The sequence below is a fragment of the Pseudomonas sp. Pse79 genome (genome assembly GCF_024519615.1).
Classification (GTDB): domain Bacteria; phylum Pseudomonadota; class Gammaproteobacteria; order Pseudomonadales; family Pseudomonadaceae; genus Aquipseudomonas; species Aquipseudomonas veronii.
Genome location: NZ_JALJRR010000001.1, coordinates 724,599 through 737,258 on the forward strand (window position 1 = coordinate 724,599; position 12,660 = coordinate 737,258).

10 protein-coding genes and 2 pseudogenes are annotated in these 12,660 nt (G+C 59.3%); 4 read left to right on the forward strand and 8 right to left on the reverse strand.

Annotation, left to right across the window (positions count from 1 at the left end):
• Positions 1–121: 121 nt before the first annotated feature.
• On the forward strand, positions 122–817 hold the full coding sequence (locus tag NR164_RS03090) for a pirin family protein (RefSeq protein WP_017845701.1): 696 nt from the start codon (positions 122–124) through the stop codon (positions 815–817).
• A gap of 55 nt (positions 818–872) precedes the next feature.
• Here the strand turns inward: NR164_RS03090 and pgm are convergent, their stop codons facing one another.
• The 4 genes from pgm to NR164_RS03110 all read right to left on the reverse strand — a co-directional run bounded on the left by pgm (position 873) and on the right by NR164_RS03110 (position 7,231).
• Positions 873–2,519, reverse strand: coding sequence for a phosphoglucomutase (alpha-D-glucose-1,6-bisphosphate-dependent) (pgm, locus tag NR164_RS03095; RefSeq protein ID WP_046484153.1), 1,647 nt, complete (start codon positions 2,517–2,519; stop codon positions 873–875).
• A 104-nt stretch (positions 2,520–2,623) separates the two neighbouring features.
• Positions 2,624–4,030 carry a PLP-dependent aminotransferase family protein gene (locus NR164_RS03100; protein ID WP_046383337.1) on the reverse strand — a complete coding sequence of 469 codons (1,407 nt, stop codon included), beginning with the start codon at positions 4,028–4,030 and terminating at the stop codon, positions 2,624–2,626.
• A gap of 36 nt (positions 4,031–4,066) precedes the next feature.
• The gene (locus NR164_RS03105; RefSeq protein WP_046484150.1) at positions 4,067–5,503 is read right to left on the reverse strand and encodes a hypothetical protein; all 1,437 of its coding nucleotides are present in this window, start codon (positions 5,501–5,503) and stop codon (positions 4,067–4,069) included.
• 705 nt (positions 5,504–6,208) lie between these two features.
• The gene (locus NR164_RS03110; RefSeq protein ID WP_017845697.1) at positions 6,209–7,231 is read right to left on the reverse strand and encodes a zinc-dependent alcohol dehydrogenase family protein; all 1,023 of its coding nucleotides are present in this window, start codon (positions 7,229–7,231) and stop codon (positions 6,209–6,211) included.
• Between the two features lie 269 nt (positions 7,232–7,500).
• On the opposite strand from NR164_RS03110, the gene NR164_RS03115 reads away from it, so the two are divergent.
• On the forward strand, positions 7,501–8,415 hold the full coding sequence (locus NR164_RS03115) for a LysR substrate-binding domain-containing protein (RefSeq protein ID WP_079443735.1): 915 nt from the start codon (positions 7,501–7,503) through the stop codon (positions 8,413–8,415).
• Positions 8,416–8,458: 43 nt separating this feature from the next.
• Here NR164_RS03115 and tnpB read toward each other — a convergent pair whose 3' ends face one another.
• The 4 genes and pseudogenes from tnpB to NR164_RS03135 all read right to left on the reverse strand — a co-directional run.
• Positions 8,459–8,767: an IS66 family insertion sequence element accessory protein TnpB gene (gene tnpB / locus NR164_RS03120; RefSeq protein ID WP_256822275.1), complete on the reverse strand. Its 309-nt coding sequence runs from the start codon at positions 8,765–8,767 to the stop codon at positions 8,459–8,461.
• Positions 8,764–9,096: a transposase gene (locus NR164_RS03125; protein ID WP_186354463.1), complete on the reverse strand. Its 333-nt coding sequence runs from the start codon at positions 9,094–9,096 to the stop codon at positions 8,764–8,766. The genes tnpB and NR164_RS03125 overlap by 4 nt, the downstream gene beginning before the upstream one ends.
• A gap of 143 nt (positions 9,097–9,239) precedes the next feature.
• Positions 9,240–9,584 (reverse strand): annotated as a pseudogene (locus tag NR164_RS03130) (MFS transporter); the annotation flags it as partial.
• Positions 9,573–10,781, reverse strand: a pseudogene (locus tag NR164_RS03135) (condensation domain-containing protein); the annotation flags it as partial. The pseudogenes NR164_RS03135 and NR164_RS03130, both read right to left, overlap by 12 nt.
• A 460-nt stretch (positions 10,782–11,241) precedes the next feature.
• On the opposite strand from NR164_RS03135, the gene NR164_RS03140 reads away from it, so the two are divergent.
• Both NR164_RS03140 and NR164_RS03145 read left to right on the forward strand, forming a co-directional pair.
• Complete coding sequence (locus NR164_RS03140) at positions 11,242–11,385, forward strand: hypothetical protein (protein ID WP_256822276.1); 144 nt, start codon at positions 11,242–11,244, stop codon at positions 11,383–11,385.
• 54 nt (positions 11,386–11,439) lie between these two features.
• A protein-coding gene (locus tag NR164_RS03145; RefSeq protein ID WP_372340277.1) for an IS3 family transposase occupies positions 11,440–12,659 on the forward strand; the annotation gives its coding sequence in 2 pieces (ribosomal slippage) (positions 11,440–11,785 and positions 11,785–12,659; 1,221 coding nt in all).
• The last annotated feature ends 1 nt before the right edge of the window (position 12,660 follow it).

A 12,660-nucleotide genomic window follows, 5' to 3' on the forward strand; every position in this document is an offset into this window, starting at 1 on the left:
CGATGAAGTGAAAGTCAAAACATCCGAAACCAATCCAATTGATCGATAGGAATAAGGCATTTTTTACGCTTTTTATCGATCATGCACTGTTGGATGATGACCCCATCAACTGGAGACGATCATGCTCGAATTACGACCTTTCACCGCCCTGGGCGGCGCCCATCATGGCTGGCTTGACGCCCATCATCACTTTTCATTCGCTGAGTACCACGATCCCCAGCGCATGCACTGGGGCAACCTGCGGGTCTGGAACGACGACATCATCGCGCCCGGCACCGGGTTTCCCCAGCACCCGCATCGCGACATGGAAATCATCACCTATGTGCGCGAAGGTGCCATCAGCCATGCCGACAACCTCGGCAACAAGGGCCGCACCGAGGCGGGTGACGTGCAGGTCATGAGCGCCGGCACCGGGATTGCCCACAGCGAATACAACCTGGAAGCCACCCCCACCAAGATTTTCCAGATATGGATCATCCCCAACGAAGCCGGCCTGCCGCCGTCATGGGGCGCCAAGCCGTTTCCGAAAGGTGACCGCGAAGGGTTTGTGACCCTGGCCAGCGGCAAGGCCGGTGACAGCGAGAGCCTGCGCATTCGTGCGGATGCGCGCCTGGTGGCGGCCAACCTGAAAGCCGGGGAAACTGCCGAATACCGCCTGGACAGCGGGCGTCGCGCCTACCTGGTGCCGGCGACGGGGGTGATTGAGGTCAATGGCTTGCGCGCACGCGCGCGAGACGGTGTCGCGGTGGAAGATGAACAGCTGTTGCGCGTGACCGCGATAGAAGACAGCGAGATCGTGCTGGTCGACCTAGCCTGATCTCGAGGCGAAATATAGGCGCGGGCTGACCCGCGCCTATATTGACTGAGGCGTGTCAGCCAGCGCTGATTGCACCGTCAACCAGTACCTGCGCCTCTTGCACCAGTTGCTTGAGGTGATCTTCACCGATGAAGCTCTCGGCGTAGATCTTGTAGATGTCCTCGGTGCCCGATGGCCGTGCGGCGAACCAGCCGTTTTCGGTCATGACTTTCAAACCGCCGATCGCCTGGTTGTTGCCCGGCGCATGGCTGAGGATCTGCTGGATGCGCTCCCCGGCCAATTCGGTGGACGTCACCTGCTCCGGCGACAGTTTGCCGAGCAGGGCCTTCTGCGCCGGGGTGGCCTTGGCGTCGACGCGAATCGCGAACGGTTCGCCCAGAGCGTCGGTCAGGCCACGGTAGATCTGGCTGGGGTCCTGGCCTTTGCGTGAGGTCATTTCTGCCGCGAGCAACGCCGGGATCAAACCGTCCTTGTCGGTGCTCCACACGGTGCCGTCCTTGCGCAGGAACGAAGCGCCGGCGCTTTCCTCACCGCCAAAACCCAGCGAACCGTCGAACAGACCGTCGGCAAACCACTTGAAGCCGACCGGCACTTCATACAGGCGCCGTCCGATGCGCGCCGCGACGCGATCGATCAAGCCGCTGCTGACCACGGTCTTGCCCACGGCCGCATCGGCGCGCCAGCCGGGACGGTTCTGGAACAGGTAGTCGATGGACACGGCCAGGTAATTGTTCGGCGCCAACAGGCCGCCGGACGGGGTGACGATGCCGTGGCGATCGTGGTCCGGGTCGCAGGCGAAGGCCACGTCGAAACGTTCCTTGAGTCCGATCAAGCCCTGCATGGCGTAGCTGGACGACGGGTCCATGCGGATCTGGCCATCCCAGTCGACGCTCATGAAGCGGAAGGTCGGATCGACTTCGGTGTTGACCACGTCCAGGTTCAAGCGGTAGTGCTCGGCAATCGCCGACCAGTAGCGCACCCCGGCGCCGCCCAGCGGATCGACGCCCAAACGCAGGTCGGCGCTGCGAATGGCGTCCATGTCGATCACATTGATCAGATCGGCCACGTAGCTGTTGAGGTAATCATGGCGATGGGTGGTGTCGGCTTTGAGCGCCTGGGCGTGGGTGATGCGTTTGACCCCGGCCAGCCGATTGGCCAGCAGCTCGTTGGCCTTGGCCTCGATCCATTTGGTGACGTGGGTATCGGCCGGACCGCCGTTGGGCGGGTTGTACTTGTAGCCGCCGCTTTGCGGCGGGTTGTGGGACGGCGTGATGACAATGCCGTCGGCCAGGCCGCTGGTGCGACCGCGGTTATAGCAGATGATGGCGTGGGAAATGGCCGGGGTCGGCGTGTATTCATCGCCCTCGGCGAGCATCACATGCACACCGTTGGCCGCCAGGACTTCCAGCGCGCTGGCCCCCGCAGGCGTCGACAATGCATGGGTGTCGAGGCCGACGAACAACGGCCCGTCGATACCTTGGGCTTCGCGGTACAGGCAGATGGCCTGGCTGATGGCGAGCACATGCCATTCGTTGAAGCTCAGTTCGAACGAGCTGCCCCGGTGCCCGGAAGTCCCGAACGCGACGCGCTGGGTGGAGATCGCTGCATCAGGCTGACCGGTGTAATAGGCCGTAACCAGTCGCGGGATATCTACCAGCAACTGGGCTGGCGCCGGTTTGCCCGCAAAAGGACTGATTGTCATGCATAAACCTCGGAAAGAAGGATTCGGAAAAAATGACAGTTTACTGAGAGTTGGACTGCCGCGCGATGTTATAGATCCCACACCAGCAAGAGATTTTTCACACGCTAGGCGCTCTGCGCCTGCAACAAGGCCTGCGCCAGCGCATCCAATGCCGCGTCCAGGTTCGGGTGCCCGTTGAACGCATGGCTCAGCCGTAGTTGCTGATGATGCAAGCCACTGAGGCTGAACAATTCCCCCGGGGCAATCACCACCTGTTGCGCCAGCAGGCGCTGGAACACCTGGCGCATGTCCACCGGCGCCGACGCGTGCAGCCAGAAACTCGCCCCGGCCAGCGGCATGCGGTAAGTCACCCGCCCTGCCAGGCGCTGATCCAGGCGCTGGCTCATGGCATCGGCCTGTTCACGCAGGCGCTGGCGCAACGTCTGCAGGTGCTGGTCCAGCCGCCCGCTTTGATACAGGTGGGCAATCGCGCGTTGGCGGATCGACGACAGGCGAAACGAACGCAGCAGGAACTGGCGCTGCAGCTCACTGCTCAGGTGGCGTGACAATACATAGCCGAACGGGGCTTCGGGGCCGAGTACTTTTTCGAACGACGAAAATACAATCAGCCGTTCGGGGTTGACCTGATTGCGCAGCGCCGTGTGGTTCTGCGCAAAACCCAACTCGCCAAAGGTGTCATTCTCCAGCAGCCAGCAGCCATATTCTTCGAGCAACTGAGCCACCCGCAAGCGCTCATAGTTGAGCATGACGTTGCCCGACGGCATGCCCACCACCGACGACAGCAGCACCAAGTGGACGGGCTCATGGCGCAACAGGTGTTCGAGCCGCGCCAGGTCCAGGCGACCGTCGACCTGCCAGGGCAACTCAATGACGCGCACGCCGGCAGCCTGCAGCAGGCGCAGTATTAACCAGTCGCAGGGGGACTCGACCAATACCGCGGCGCCCTTGAGACCCAGTACATCAATGAGTATTTCCAATACACCGCGCAGATCGGCACCGATGTAGACGTCATCGGCCTGCCAGCAGCGGGTCGGCGATGAGGTGTAACGCGCCGCCAACGCGGCGCGCAGCTCCCAGACGCCGCAAGGCTGCGACCAGGGTTGCAGCTGGCGTGGGTGGCGGCGCACCAGTTGGCGTTCGAGCATCAGCAATGCGCCGTCCAGCGCTCCCAGCAGCGCCGGTTCATCGCCGCTGAGTACCACCATTCCGGGCCGCCGCGCCGCCGCATACAGGCGCTCCAACAGATCGGCGCCCGCCGCCATCAGCGGATTGGCTGCCACGGGCCAGGCGAAATAACCCGATTTGGCCACCGAATACACCCGCCCTTCCTTTTCCAGCAGGGAGTACGCGTATTGAATCGTCGAGATCGACACATTCAGGCGCGTCGCCAACTGCCGCAAAGAAGGCAGTTTGACGGGCATGTCCAGGCTGACTTCGTTGATCAGGTTGATCATGTAGCGGTACACCGCCTGGTAGGCGAAATCCGCCTGCCGTTCACCTCGCAGGTTCATGACTGTCTACCTGGACGCACACACCGGCGCACCCGCCTAGCGCCCGAACAACTGAAACGCCCGCGCCTCGGCGTTGGTCTGCAGGCGTGCGGCCCGGCGCTTGCGCGCATCGGCGCCCTGTTCAACCGCCAGCGGGCGCTTGCGGTAAAGGTGCTGGAGCAGAGGCAGCGGCAAGCCGCTGGTGTCGATCGCCCATTGCTGCAGCATGTCGGCAGCCGGCTTGCCCTGGAGCACCTTGTGCAACTCGGGGAGTGCCACCAGCATGCCGGGGTGGCATTGACGCAGGTAACCCTCCAACCGCTCACCATGATGGATGAAGGGCGAGAACAGCAAACAGGTCAACTGGGCCTCCTCCAGGCCAAAAAACTCTTGGGCGTAGGCCGTCGACTGCACACGCCCTTCCCCACCGCAGGCCTCTGCGATCAAATGTTCAGGAATTTGCCGGCGACACAGGTAGTCCATCGCCTGGCGCAGAAAACCCGCCACGCCGTCCTCATAGGACAGCTCGCGCAGGCACTGGGCCTGCACCCCGCGCAGGTGAGCCATCAGCAGCGGGTTGGGGTAGGCTGGATGACTGAAGTGAAAACCAAACGGATCGGGGACGTAGCCCAGGAAGTCGCTGAGCAGAGGGGTTGAAGCAACGTCGACGTTGTTAAGCAGGTCGGCGATACCAATGTAGGCCAAATGGCGGTGCCCACCCCGGCCGGGGCTCTCATGGGCAACGTATTGCTCGCCATAGAGGTCTTGATAACAGCCGTTGCTCCACTCCTCCATGCGCGCGAACAACCCGGTGAGCGAGGCCGGCTTGCCCGGCGCAGTGCTGACGCCGGCCGCTTGGGCCGCCTTTTTCAACCACGCCAGGTACTGGCTCTGCTTGCGCGGTGAATCACCGCTGACCAGCGCATGCACCCCTCCGTTCCAGGTGGTGACACGCTGGTAGAAATCCCCCAGGGACAGGTAAGTATCGTTACACAACGTCGCGCGAATATCCCCGGAGGTCAGGTGCCCCACCATCAGCATATTGCGCTGGCTGACCTCCCGGCCCGCACCTGAGGCCGGGCGCTGGTGGTTGAACGGCTGCACTACCTGGTTTTCCACCATCAGCAGCTCGACCCGCGGATCGTCGTGGAAAAACAGTGTGCTGTAGCCATGCTGCAGGCTATCCAGCGTGGCCTGGGTCATGCCGGCATGTCGGAGCGTCGCCACACGCAAGTTGAAAGTCCTGGGCGCGCGGCCCGCGATAGTCAGTTGCGCCGCACGCAGCAGTGCCAGGGTATAGCTGCTGACTTCGCCGCCCCCATGGGCAACCAACACTTTGTAATCGCCCACTTGTTCCATGCCGCCGGCAGCCACGACAATTCGCTGAATCAATAATTGAAGTGCAGTACGTTCGGCGCGCGTGAAGTGCCCGACCAAACGTTGCAGAACTTGCTGATAAACATAGTTCATGGCTTGTTCGTGAATTGCGCTCATAGTTCTACTACCTGAGTTGAAATATCAGTTCCAAGTAACTGCCGAGGTTATTTGCTCGACCCATTAGATGCGTAGGAATGTCGTCACACCGCGTGGCGTAACGATAAATAACCCTTAGCACGCCGTAACAATTCGACAGGGAACGCCAGTTGTGTGCCCTTCGCGCCGCCTCTCCTTGAGACCCTTGCGCCAGGGCGTCCTGGCTACCCTAGGACCGTTCCGACAATGCCCTACACCGGCTTAAGCAGGAAACTAAGGATGCATCCGACATAAAGAAAAGATCCAGTTCAACCAATCAAACTTCAATAAATTGGAGTTACCTATCCCAACAGCCGCACCCTGTCTCGCAGGCAAGCATCGCGATAATTTAATTTCATATGTATCAGGCCGGAACGTCAGACATTCAATCATTGCTCAATCCTTGAGATGAGAGTGAAGTCACGATTATCGGCACTGGCATAATGATTAACAGATACAGAACGCCGCAAGAAACCAGTTCAGATGGCAATTGGGCAAGCCGTTGATTACGCGCACACACAGATGCCGCGCTGGAATACAGCGCGGCATCGGGGGGAAAGCTCGTGTTTTGCGGGGCCTGGCGCCCTGATGGCGGCTTAAACGCCGCGAGGGTTAAGCCCTGACAAATGGCGCATTTGCCCCATCCGTTCAGACGCCGGAGTATTCATTTGCGAATACTCCTACAGCTCAAACAGCTTCAACCTGCAATGCGACGCGCTCACGGCACGGGCATTCGTCCATGTAGCGGTGCGCTTCGACGAACTGGCTGAATGGAAACACAGTGGTTTTCAGCGGGACCAGCACACGGTCGGCGGTCATCTGGTTGATGTCGCGCAACGCGCGCTGCAATGCCACTTGGTCCTGGGCGATGCCCAGCTCCGGTTTGCCGGTGAAGTTGCCGATGCAATGCACAAAGAACTGAATATTCTTCTGGAACGCCGCACAGGCCGGGAATGGCGTCTGGTTGCCACCTTGCAGGCCATACAGCACCAGGCTGCCACGCGGCGCCAACACATCACCGAGTAACGACATCTGCGGGCCGCCCAAGCCATCGAACACCACGTCAACGCCGCGATTATCGGTGAACTTGTTGATTTGCATGAGCAGGTCCTGCTCTTCGGTGACGATGACCTTTTCCGCCCCGAGGGACAGCAGGTACTCGCGCTCCGCGCTGTCCTTGGTCGCGGCAATCACACGCACACCCAAGGCCTTGCCCAGTTGCACAAAGGACGGGCCGGCGCAGTGGCTGGCGTCGGTCACCAAGGCAAACTGGCCGGGTTTGACCCGCGCCAAGTCCACATATGCAAAATATGCAATCAACAGCGGCGTGTAATGCACGCTGGCTTCGATCGGGCTCAAGACATCCGGATAACGGGTCAACGCCGAACGGGGCAGGACGATTTGTTCGCCATATACCGGGTAATCATTGGGGCTCTCGGCGGGAAAACTGGCGACTTTATCGCCCACGGCCAAGTCATCCACGCCGTCGCCCAGGGCTACGACCACCCCGGCCATCTCATGGCCAAGGCCGGACGGCAAACGTGCATGGGAAGACGCCAGGTTCTGGCGCCACAAAATGTCATACCAACTGATGCCAATTGCCTCGACTCGTACCTGCACTTCGCCCGGTGCAGGCTGCGCGGCTGCATGCTCTTCGCACTTGAGCACCTCAGCCGGACCAAACTTGTGAAAACGGATCGTGCGGGACATCGCAAACCTCGTCAAAGTAACCTCTATTGCCCTGAACTCTATCTGGGCTTTCCGGGTAAGACCACCGGTCGCCGTTAATAGTCGACATGTCTGTCATTGATTCCGCGACTGAGGAATAGACCTCAACTATCGTAGGAAAACTCAATTAGCCGGTGCAGAGTACCAGCCTTTCCCCGTAAGATTCATGCCGGTCATGCTCCGAGCATGGAGATCATAGGGATCATGTATGGCCGCTCTCGTCAAGTTTACAGACTCATCCAGGACACAAGATGAACCGTAACGACCTGCGTCGTGTCGACCTTAACCTCTTGATCGTATTCGAAACCTTGATGCATGAGCGCAGTGTGACCCGTGCCGCCGAGAAATTGTTCCTCGGCCAGCCGGCCATCAGCGCGGCACTGTCGCGCCTGCGCGGTCTCTTCGATGACCCGCTGTTTGTGCGTACCGGGCGCAGCATGGAACCGTCGGCCCGCGCCGTGGAAATTTTCGCCCTGCTGTCCCCGGCCCTGGACTCGATTTCCACCGCCGTCAGCCGCGCTGCCGAATTCGACCCGGCCACCAGCACCGCCGTGTTCCGCATCGGCCTGTCGGACGACGTCGAGTTCGCCCTGCTCCCCCAACTGCTCAAACGCCTGCGCGCCGAAGCCCCCGGCATCGTGCTCGTCGTGCGCCGTGTCAATTACATCCTGATGCCCGGCCTGCTCGCCTCCGGCGAAATCTCCATCGGCGTCAGCTACACCGCCGAGCTACCGGCCAACGCCAAGCGCAAGGTACTGCGCCGCAGCCTACCGAAACTGCTACGCGCCGACAGCGTGCCCGGCGCCCTCAGCCTGGACGACTTCTGCGCCCGCCCTCATGCGCTGGTGTCGTTTGCCGGGGACTTGAGTGGGTTTATTGACGAAGAACTCGAAAAGCTCGACCGCAAACGCCATGTGGTGTTGGCCGTGCCGCAATTCAACGGCCTGGGCACCCTGCTTGCCGGGACCGACATCGTCGCCATCGTGCCAGACTACGCCGCCGAGGCCCTGACCGCGGCGGGCGGCTTGCGCACCGAGGATCCGCCACTGCCGGTGCGCTCGTTCGAGTTGCACATGGCATGGCGGGGCTCGCAGGACAATGATCCGGGGGAGCGTTGGTTGCGGTCGCGGATTCAGATGTTTTTTGGGGACCCCGATAGCCTGTAATGAAGCTCCACTAAACTCCATAAAACCTTTCTATAACAACTACTTATTGATAATTTAAGTCCACTGCCGCCTGTCTAAATCCAATGTGCTCGGTGTCCAACTGCATTTCAGCTCCATGACGAATGCTTGGCCAGTGGAATTTGCCCTGGTTCAACCGACGAGCAGCCAGCCAGATACCGAAGCCGTCATGTACCAGAACTTTCATGCGAGTAGCGCGGCGGTTGGCAAACAGATAAGCACAGTGCGGCTTCGCCGCACCGAACACCGCGATCACCCTGGCCAACGCGGTTTCGGTGCCCGCTCGCATGTCCATCGACTCGGTAGCGAGCCAGATGAAGTCGATGCGGATCATCGCAGCAGGTCTCGAAGAAAGGTCGCGCAAGCAGCAGCATTTTCGGTTGGCCAGTTCACTTTGACGGTGCCGCGCGGGTGCTGGATCTCGACGTAGATATTCGACGATGTAGCTTGCGAACTTGCTCCGCCCAACTGCATGGGTAACGGAATAAATGCAGGTTGCAGCGCCATGCTTTTCTGCGCGTGCACCCGAATCCATTTGTGGACGAGGTTTGCGTTGAGGCTATGGCCGAGTGCGATGTTGGCAATAGAAGCGCCGGGCTGGGCACACTCTTGAATGACCTGGACCTTGAAGGATTTTGAATAGGAACGGCGTGTTGGTTGCATGAAATACCCGCTTAAAAGGCTAGAACTGGTGCCCACTTAAATTTAAGTGCACACCATGTCTTGGCCTTGCGAGGCTGGGTAGATGACTTGGCCGGACGCATACACTCCTGATTACTGGCCAAGTGAATCGCCCCAAATGGCCTCTATCGCGCAAACGTTGATTGAGAGGCACGTGTCCTTAGCTCCGGTAGGAGCGAGAATAGTGCCAGTACACCTAGGCCAGCGCCAACCCAAAGCGCCCCCTGTAGTCCCAAGCCAGCTGCAATACCCCAGCCGCCGATCCACGAGCCGGCCATAACGCCGAGCATGATGCATGCCGTATGTACGGAGTTGACCAGCATGTTGTTATGTCCAACACGTGCCCCTCGGGTAATTAGGGCTGGGTTCATCGAAACACCGGTCAGACCGATTACCACCAGTGCCACGATGGCGACGGCTTTAATTTGGCCGAACAAAGCAAAGATCACCATTGCGGCAATTGCTGCCACATGCTTCGCGGCCGCTTCCATCGTGAAGTCTTCATCAAAAACATCACAGGCGTATTCGAAGTCCACCTGCACATCACTATGGTCATCGAACTCCGACACCCATATCGCCAGTGCATCCTGATCATGAGCATGGGTCTGCGCTACGGTTTCACAGGTTACGCCAGGGATCGAGACGGCCTTCGGCCAGCGCATATAGGAAATGGTGGTATCGAACAACGGCGCCGAGCCCTTGGCTACGTCCCCCAGCGGCACACGCTGATGGCGCAGCAACGTACGAATGCCTTGCCGCAATTGCGCAACAAACTCCTCGATGTGTTGGCCTGGAATAATCTCAACGCGCAACGGCAAAGTATTGGCGAAATGCCCAACCACCGCCTTGGCCCTGCGGTCAGCACGGTTCAGTACCGGAATCCCGAGCACGACCTCATTACGTTGGTGCACACGGGCCAGATAAAGCGCGATCGCGGCGCTGAGAAACAGGAACGGGGACTCGCCACGGTCTCTGATGGTGGCCAGCAGCGGCCGCTCCAGGGTGATAGAGTAACGAGCGTTACTCCGCGCGCCAGCAGCCAGCTTGCGGCTGAACAGGGCGGGCTCGACCCCACTCAATACTTGGGAAAAGTAGGCACGATCTTCCCTGTACGGTTCCAATTGCGTGTAGTCGTCGGCCTCAATGACCGCCAAAAAGGATGTCGCTTGGGTTTGCGTTTCCGTCACCGCATTTGCGGTCAATCTCAGGTATTCATCACGTACCTGACCCATGAAGTACTGCAAACCCCAGGCGTCGCATATAACATGGTGCGCCCGGACATAGACATACGTTGAATCACTTGCTCGAAGCAGGAACAGGTCAGCCAATTGGTTGCCGTCCAGGGCGTAACTGAAGCCAAACGCATTGCGCAACCAGGCCTGGATATCAGCGTCGGGATCATATTCATGCGTAAGGTCAAGGGTCGTTATCGAGACATCCAACTCGGCGGCGAGCCATTGAAAAGGTTCACCGTCTTCTTCCCCAAGACGCAGGCCGAAGGCATCGGTGCGTCTGGCAACAGAGGCCATTGCGTGACGCAAAGCCTGTTCATCCACTTCGCCAACGAGACGGTCGTAGCAGAAGAGCGTGTACTGATTGCTTTCGGGGAACTGAGCAGCGGCAACCCAAATGTCGCGCTGATAAGGCGATAACGGCTTACGGATCATCCCTGTATCCTCTTGAAGAAACTCCAAGGCGTGGAAGCACGCAATGCGCCAACATGCCAATCAGGCATTTGGCTCGTCCTCATCCTGAGTACGACTTTATCCGTCAGAAGAGTAGGAAAAACTTCCACGTCTCTGTAAGAACATTTCGAGCGTAGAAGCAAATTTTTCCTTTGCAAGCTTGCTTCGCATATTTTTTTGAAGCTGCCCATCGTGACGGCGCGATGCATTTTTGTGTTGCACTTGGCTGAAACTCGGAAGATCCAACGGTGAGTTTCGTCGGGTCGATGGCTCACCAAGGTTCTAGCAAGATGCCGCCAAAGGCTTTGACTTACATCCGGCCGAACGCCTAAAGTCTCAACGGTTTACGATTCGGGAGCTGCTTATGCTCCCTTCGGCCAGAAGGCACGCCCGTGGATATGGTTTGCCTAAAATGGAACTTTGAATAGGTCTGGGAGACGCTATGAACACCGACGAACAAGAGCAGGACAACAAAGAACAACAGGGCGCCGTCAGTGCCAAATTGATGGAGTATGCGATCAAGGCTCGTAAGGTATTCATCACGGGAGTGGTGGATGAGCGGATGGCCAATGAACGAGCCCCATGAAAGACAGGACACCGTTTCCCCCTTACGATAAGGGATAGGCAAACGGTTATGTTTATGACTAACAGCAACGATAAGAGTGGGGAGCTTTTGGGCCAGGAGCGGCGACGCCGCTGGAGCCCGGAGCAAAAACTGGCCATGGTTCGCGAGAGCCTTGAGCCAGGGCAAAGTGTGTCGGTCGTCGCTCGGCGCAACGGCGTCAATGCCAACCAGTTATTCCTGTGGCGCAAGCTGTATCAGGACGGCAGCCTGTCGGCGGTCAGTGCTGGCGAAGCCGTGGTGCCGGCCTCCGAGCTGAGCGATGCGCTCAAGCAGATCCGTGAACTGCAACGGATGCTGGGCAAGAAAACGATGGAAGCCGAAATCCTCAAAGAGGCCGTGGAGATCGCCCGGTCGCGAAAATGGATTGCGCACTCACCCTTGTTGCCGGGGGACGACCAGTGAAGCTGGTCAGCGAATGTCTCGGTGTGGCGCGCTCGCAATTAACGGTTCGAATCAAACAATCGGTATCGCCCAAGACACGGCGAAGCAGACCTGTGGACGACGCTGAGTTGGTGGTTGAAATCCAACAGCAGGTCAGCGAGTTGCCCAGCTATGGCTACCGTCGTGTCTGGGGATTACTGCGTCGGGAACGTGAAACCCATTCGCTACCGGCGATCAATGTGAAGCGGGTTTACCGGGTCATGCGTGATCACAACTTGCTGCTGGAGCGTCGACTCAAACAGCCCGGCGTGCCGCGTCGGCACGAAGGCCGTATTGCCGTGAAAACCAGCGATACGCGTTGGTGCTCGGACGGCTTTGAGTTCCGCTGCGAGGATGGCGCCAAACTGAGCGTGACCTTCGCCCTCGATTGCTGTGATCGCGAAGCCATCGGCTGGGTGGCAAGCCCGACCGGGTACAGCGGCGATGATATCCGCGATTTGATGCTGGAAAGCGTGGAGAAGCGCTTCGGTGATCAATTGCCCACCACGCCGGTGCAATGGCTAAGCGACAACGGCTCGGCGTACACCGCCGAACAGACACGCCTGTTTGCTCGACAGATCGGCTTGCAGCCGGTGACCACGCCAGTTCGCAGCCCGCAGAGCAACGGGATGGCGGAGAGCTTCGTGAAGACGATCAAGCGTGACTACGTGGCGCACATGCCCAAACCGGATCGGGAAACGGCGTTGCGTAACCTGGCAATTGCCTTCGAACATTACAACGAGCAGCATCCGCACAGCGCTTTGAACTATCGCTCGCCGAGGGAGTTCAGGCGCTTGGCGGCAGCATCAATTTAAC

Bases quoted from the DNA above. Each gene is read 5' to 3' on its own strand.
- NR164_RS03100 (WP_046383337.1), bottom strand. From the start codon at position 4,030: ATGAACCTGCGAGGTGAACGGCAGGCGGATTTCGCCTACCAGGCGGTG.
- tnpB (WP_256822275.1), bottom strand. From the start codon at position 8,767: ATGATCCGCATCGACTTCATCTGGCTCGCTACCGAGTCGATGGACATG.
- NR164_RS03140 (WP_256822276.1), top strand. From the start codon at position 11,242: ATGAACACCGACGAACAAGAGCAGGACAACAAAGAACAACAGGGCGCC.
- NR164_RS03115 (WP_079443735.1), top strand. From the start codon at position 7,501: ATGAACCGTAACGACCTGCGTCGTGTCGACCTTAACCTCTTGATCGTA.
- NR164_RS03090 (WP_017845701.1), top strand. From the start codon at position 122: ATGCTCGAATTACGACCTTTCACCGCCCTGGGCGGCGCCCATCATGGC.
- NR164_RS03125 (WP_186354463.1), bottom strand. From the start codon at position 9,096: ATGCAACCAACACGCCGTTCCTATTCAAAATCCTTCAAGGTCCAGGTC.
- NR164_RS03110 (WP_017845697.1), bottom strand. From the start codon at position 7,231: ATGTCCCGCACGATCCGTTTTCACAAGTTTGGTCCGGCTGAGGTGCTC.
- NR164_RS03105 (WP_046484150.1), bottom strand. From the start codon at position 5,503: ATGAGCGCAATTCACGAACAAGCCATGAACTATGTTTATCAGCAAGTT.
- pgm (WP_046484153.1), bottom strand. From the start codon at position 2,519: ATGACAATCAGTCCTTTTGCGGGCAAACCGGCGCCAGCCCAGTTGCTG.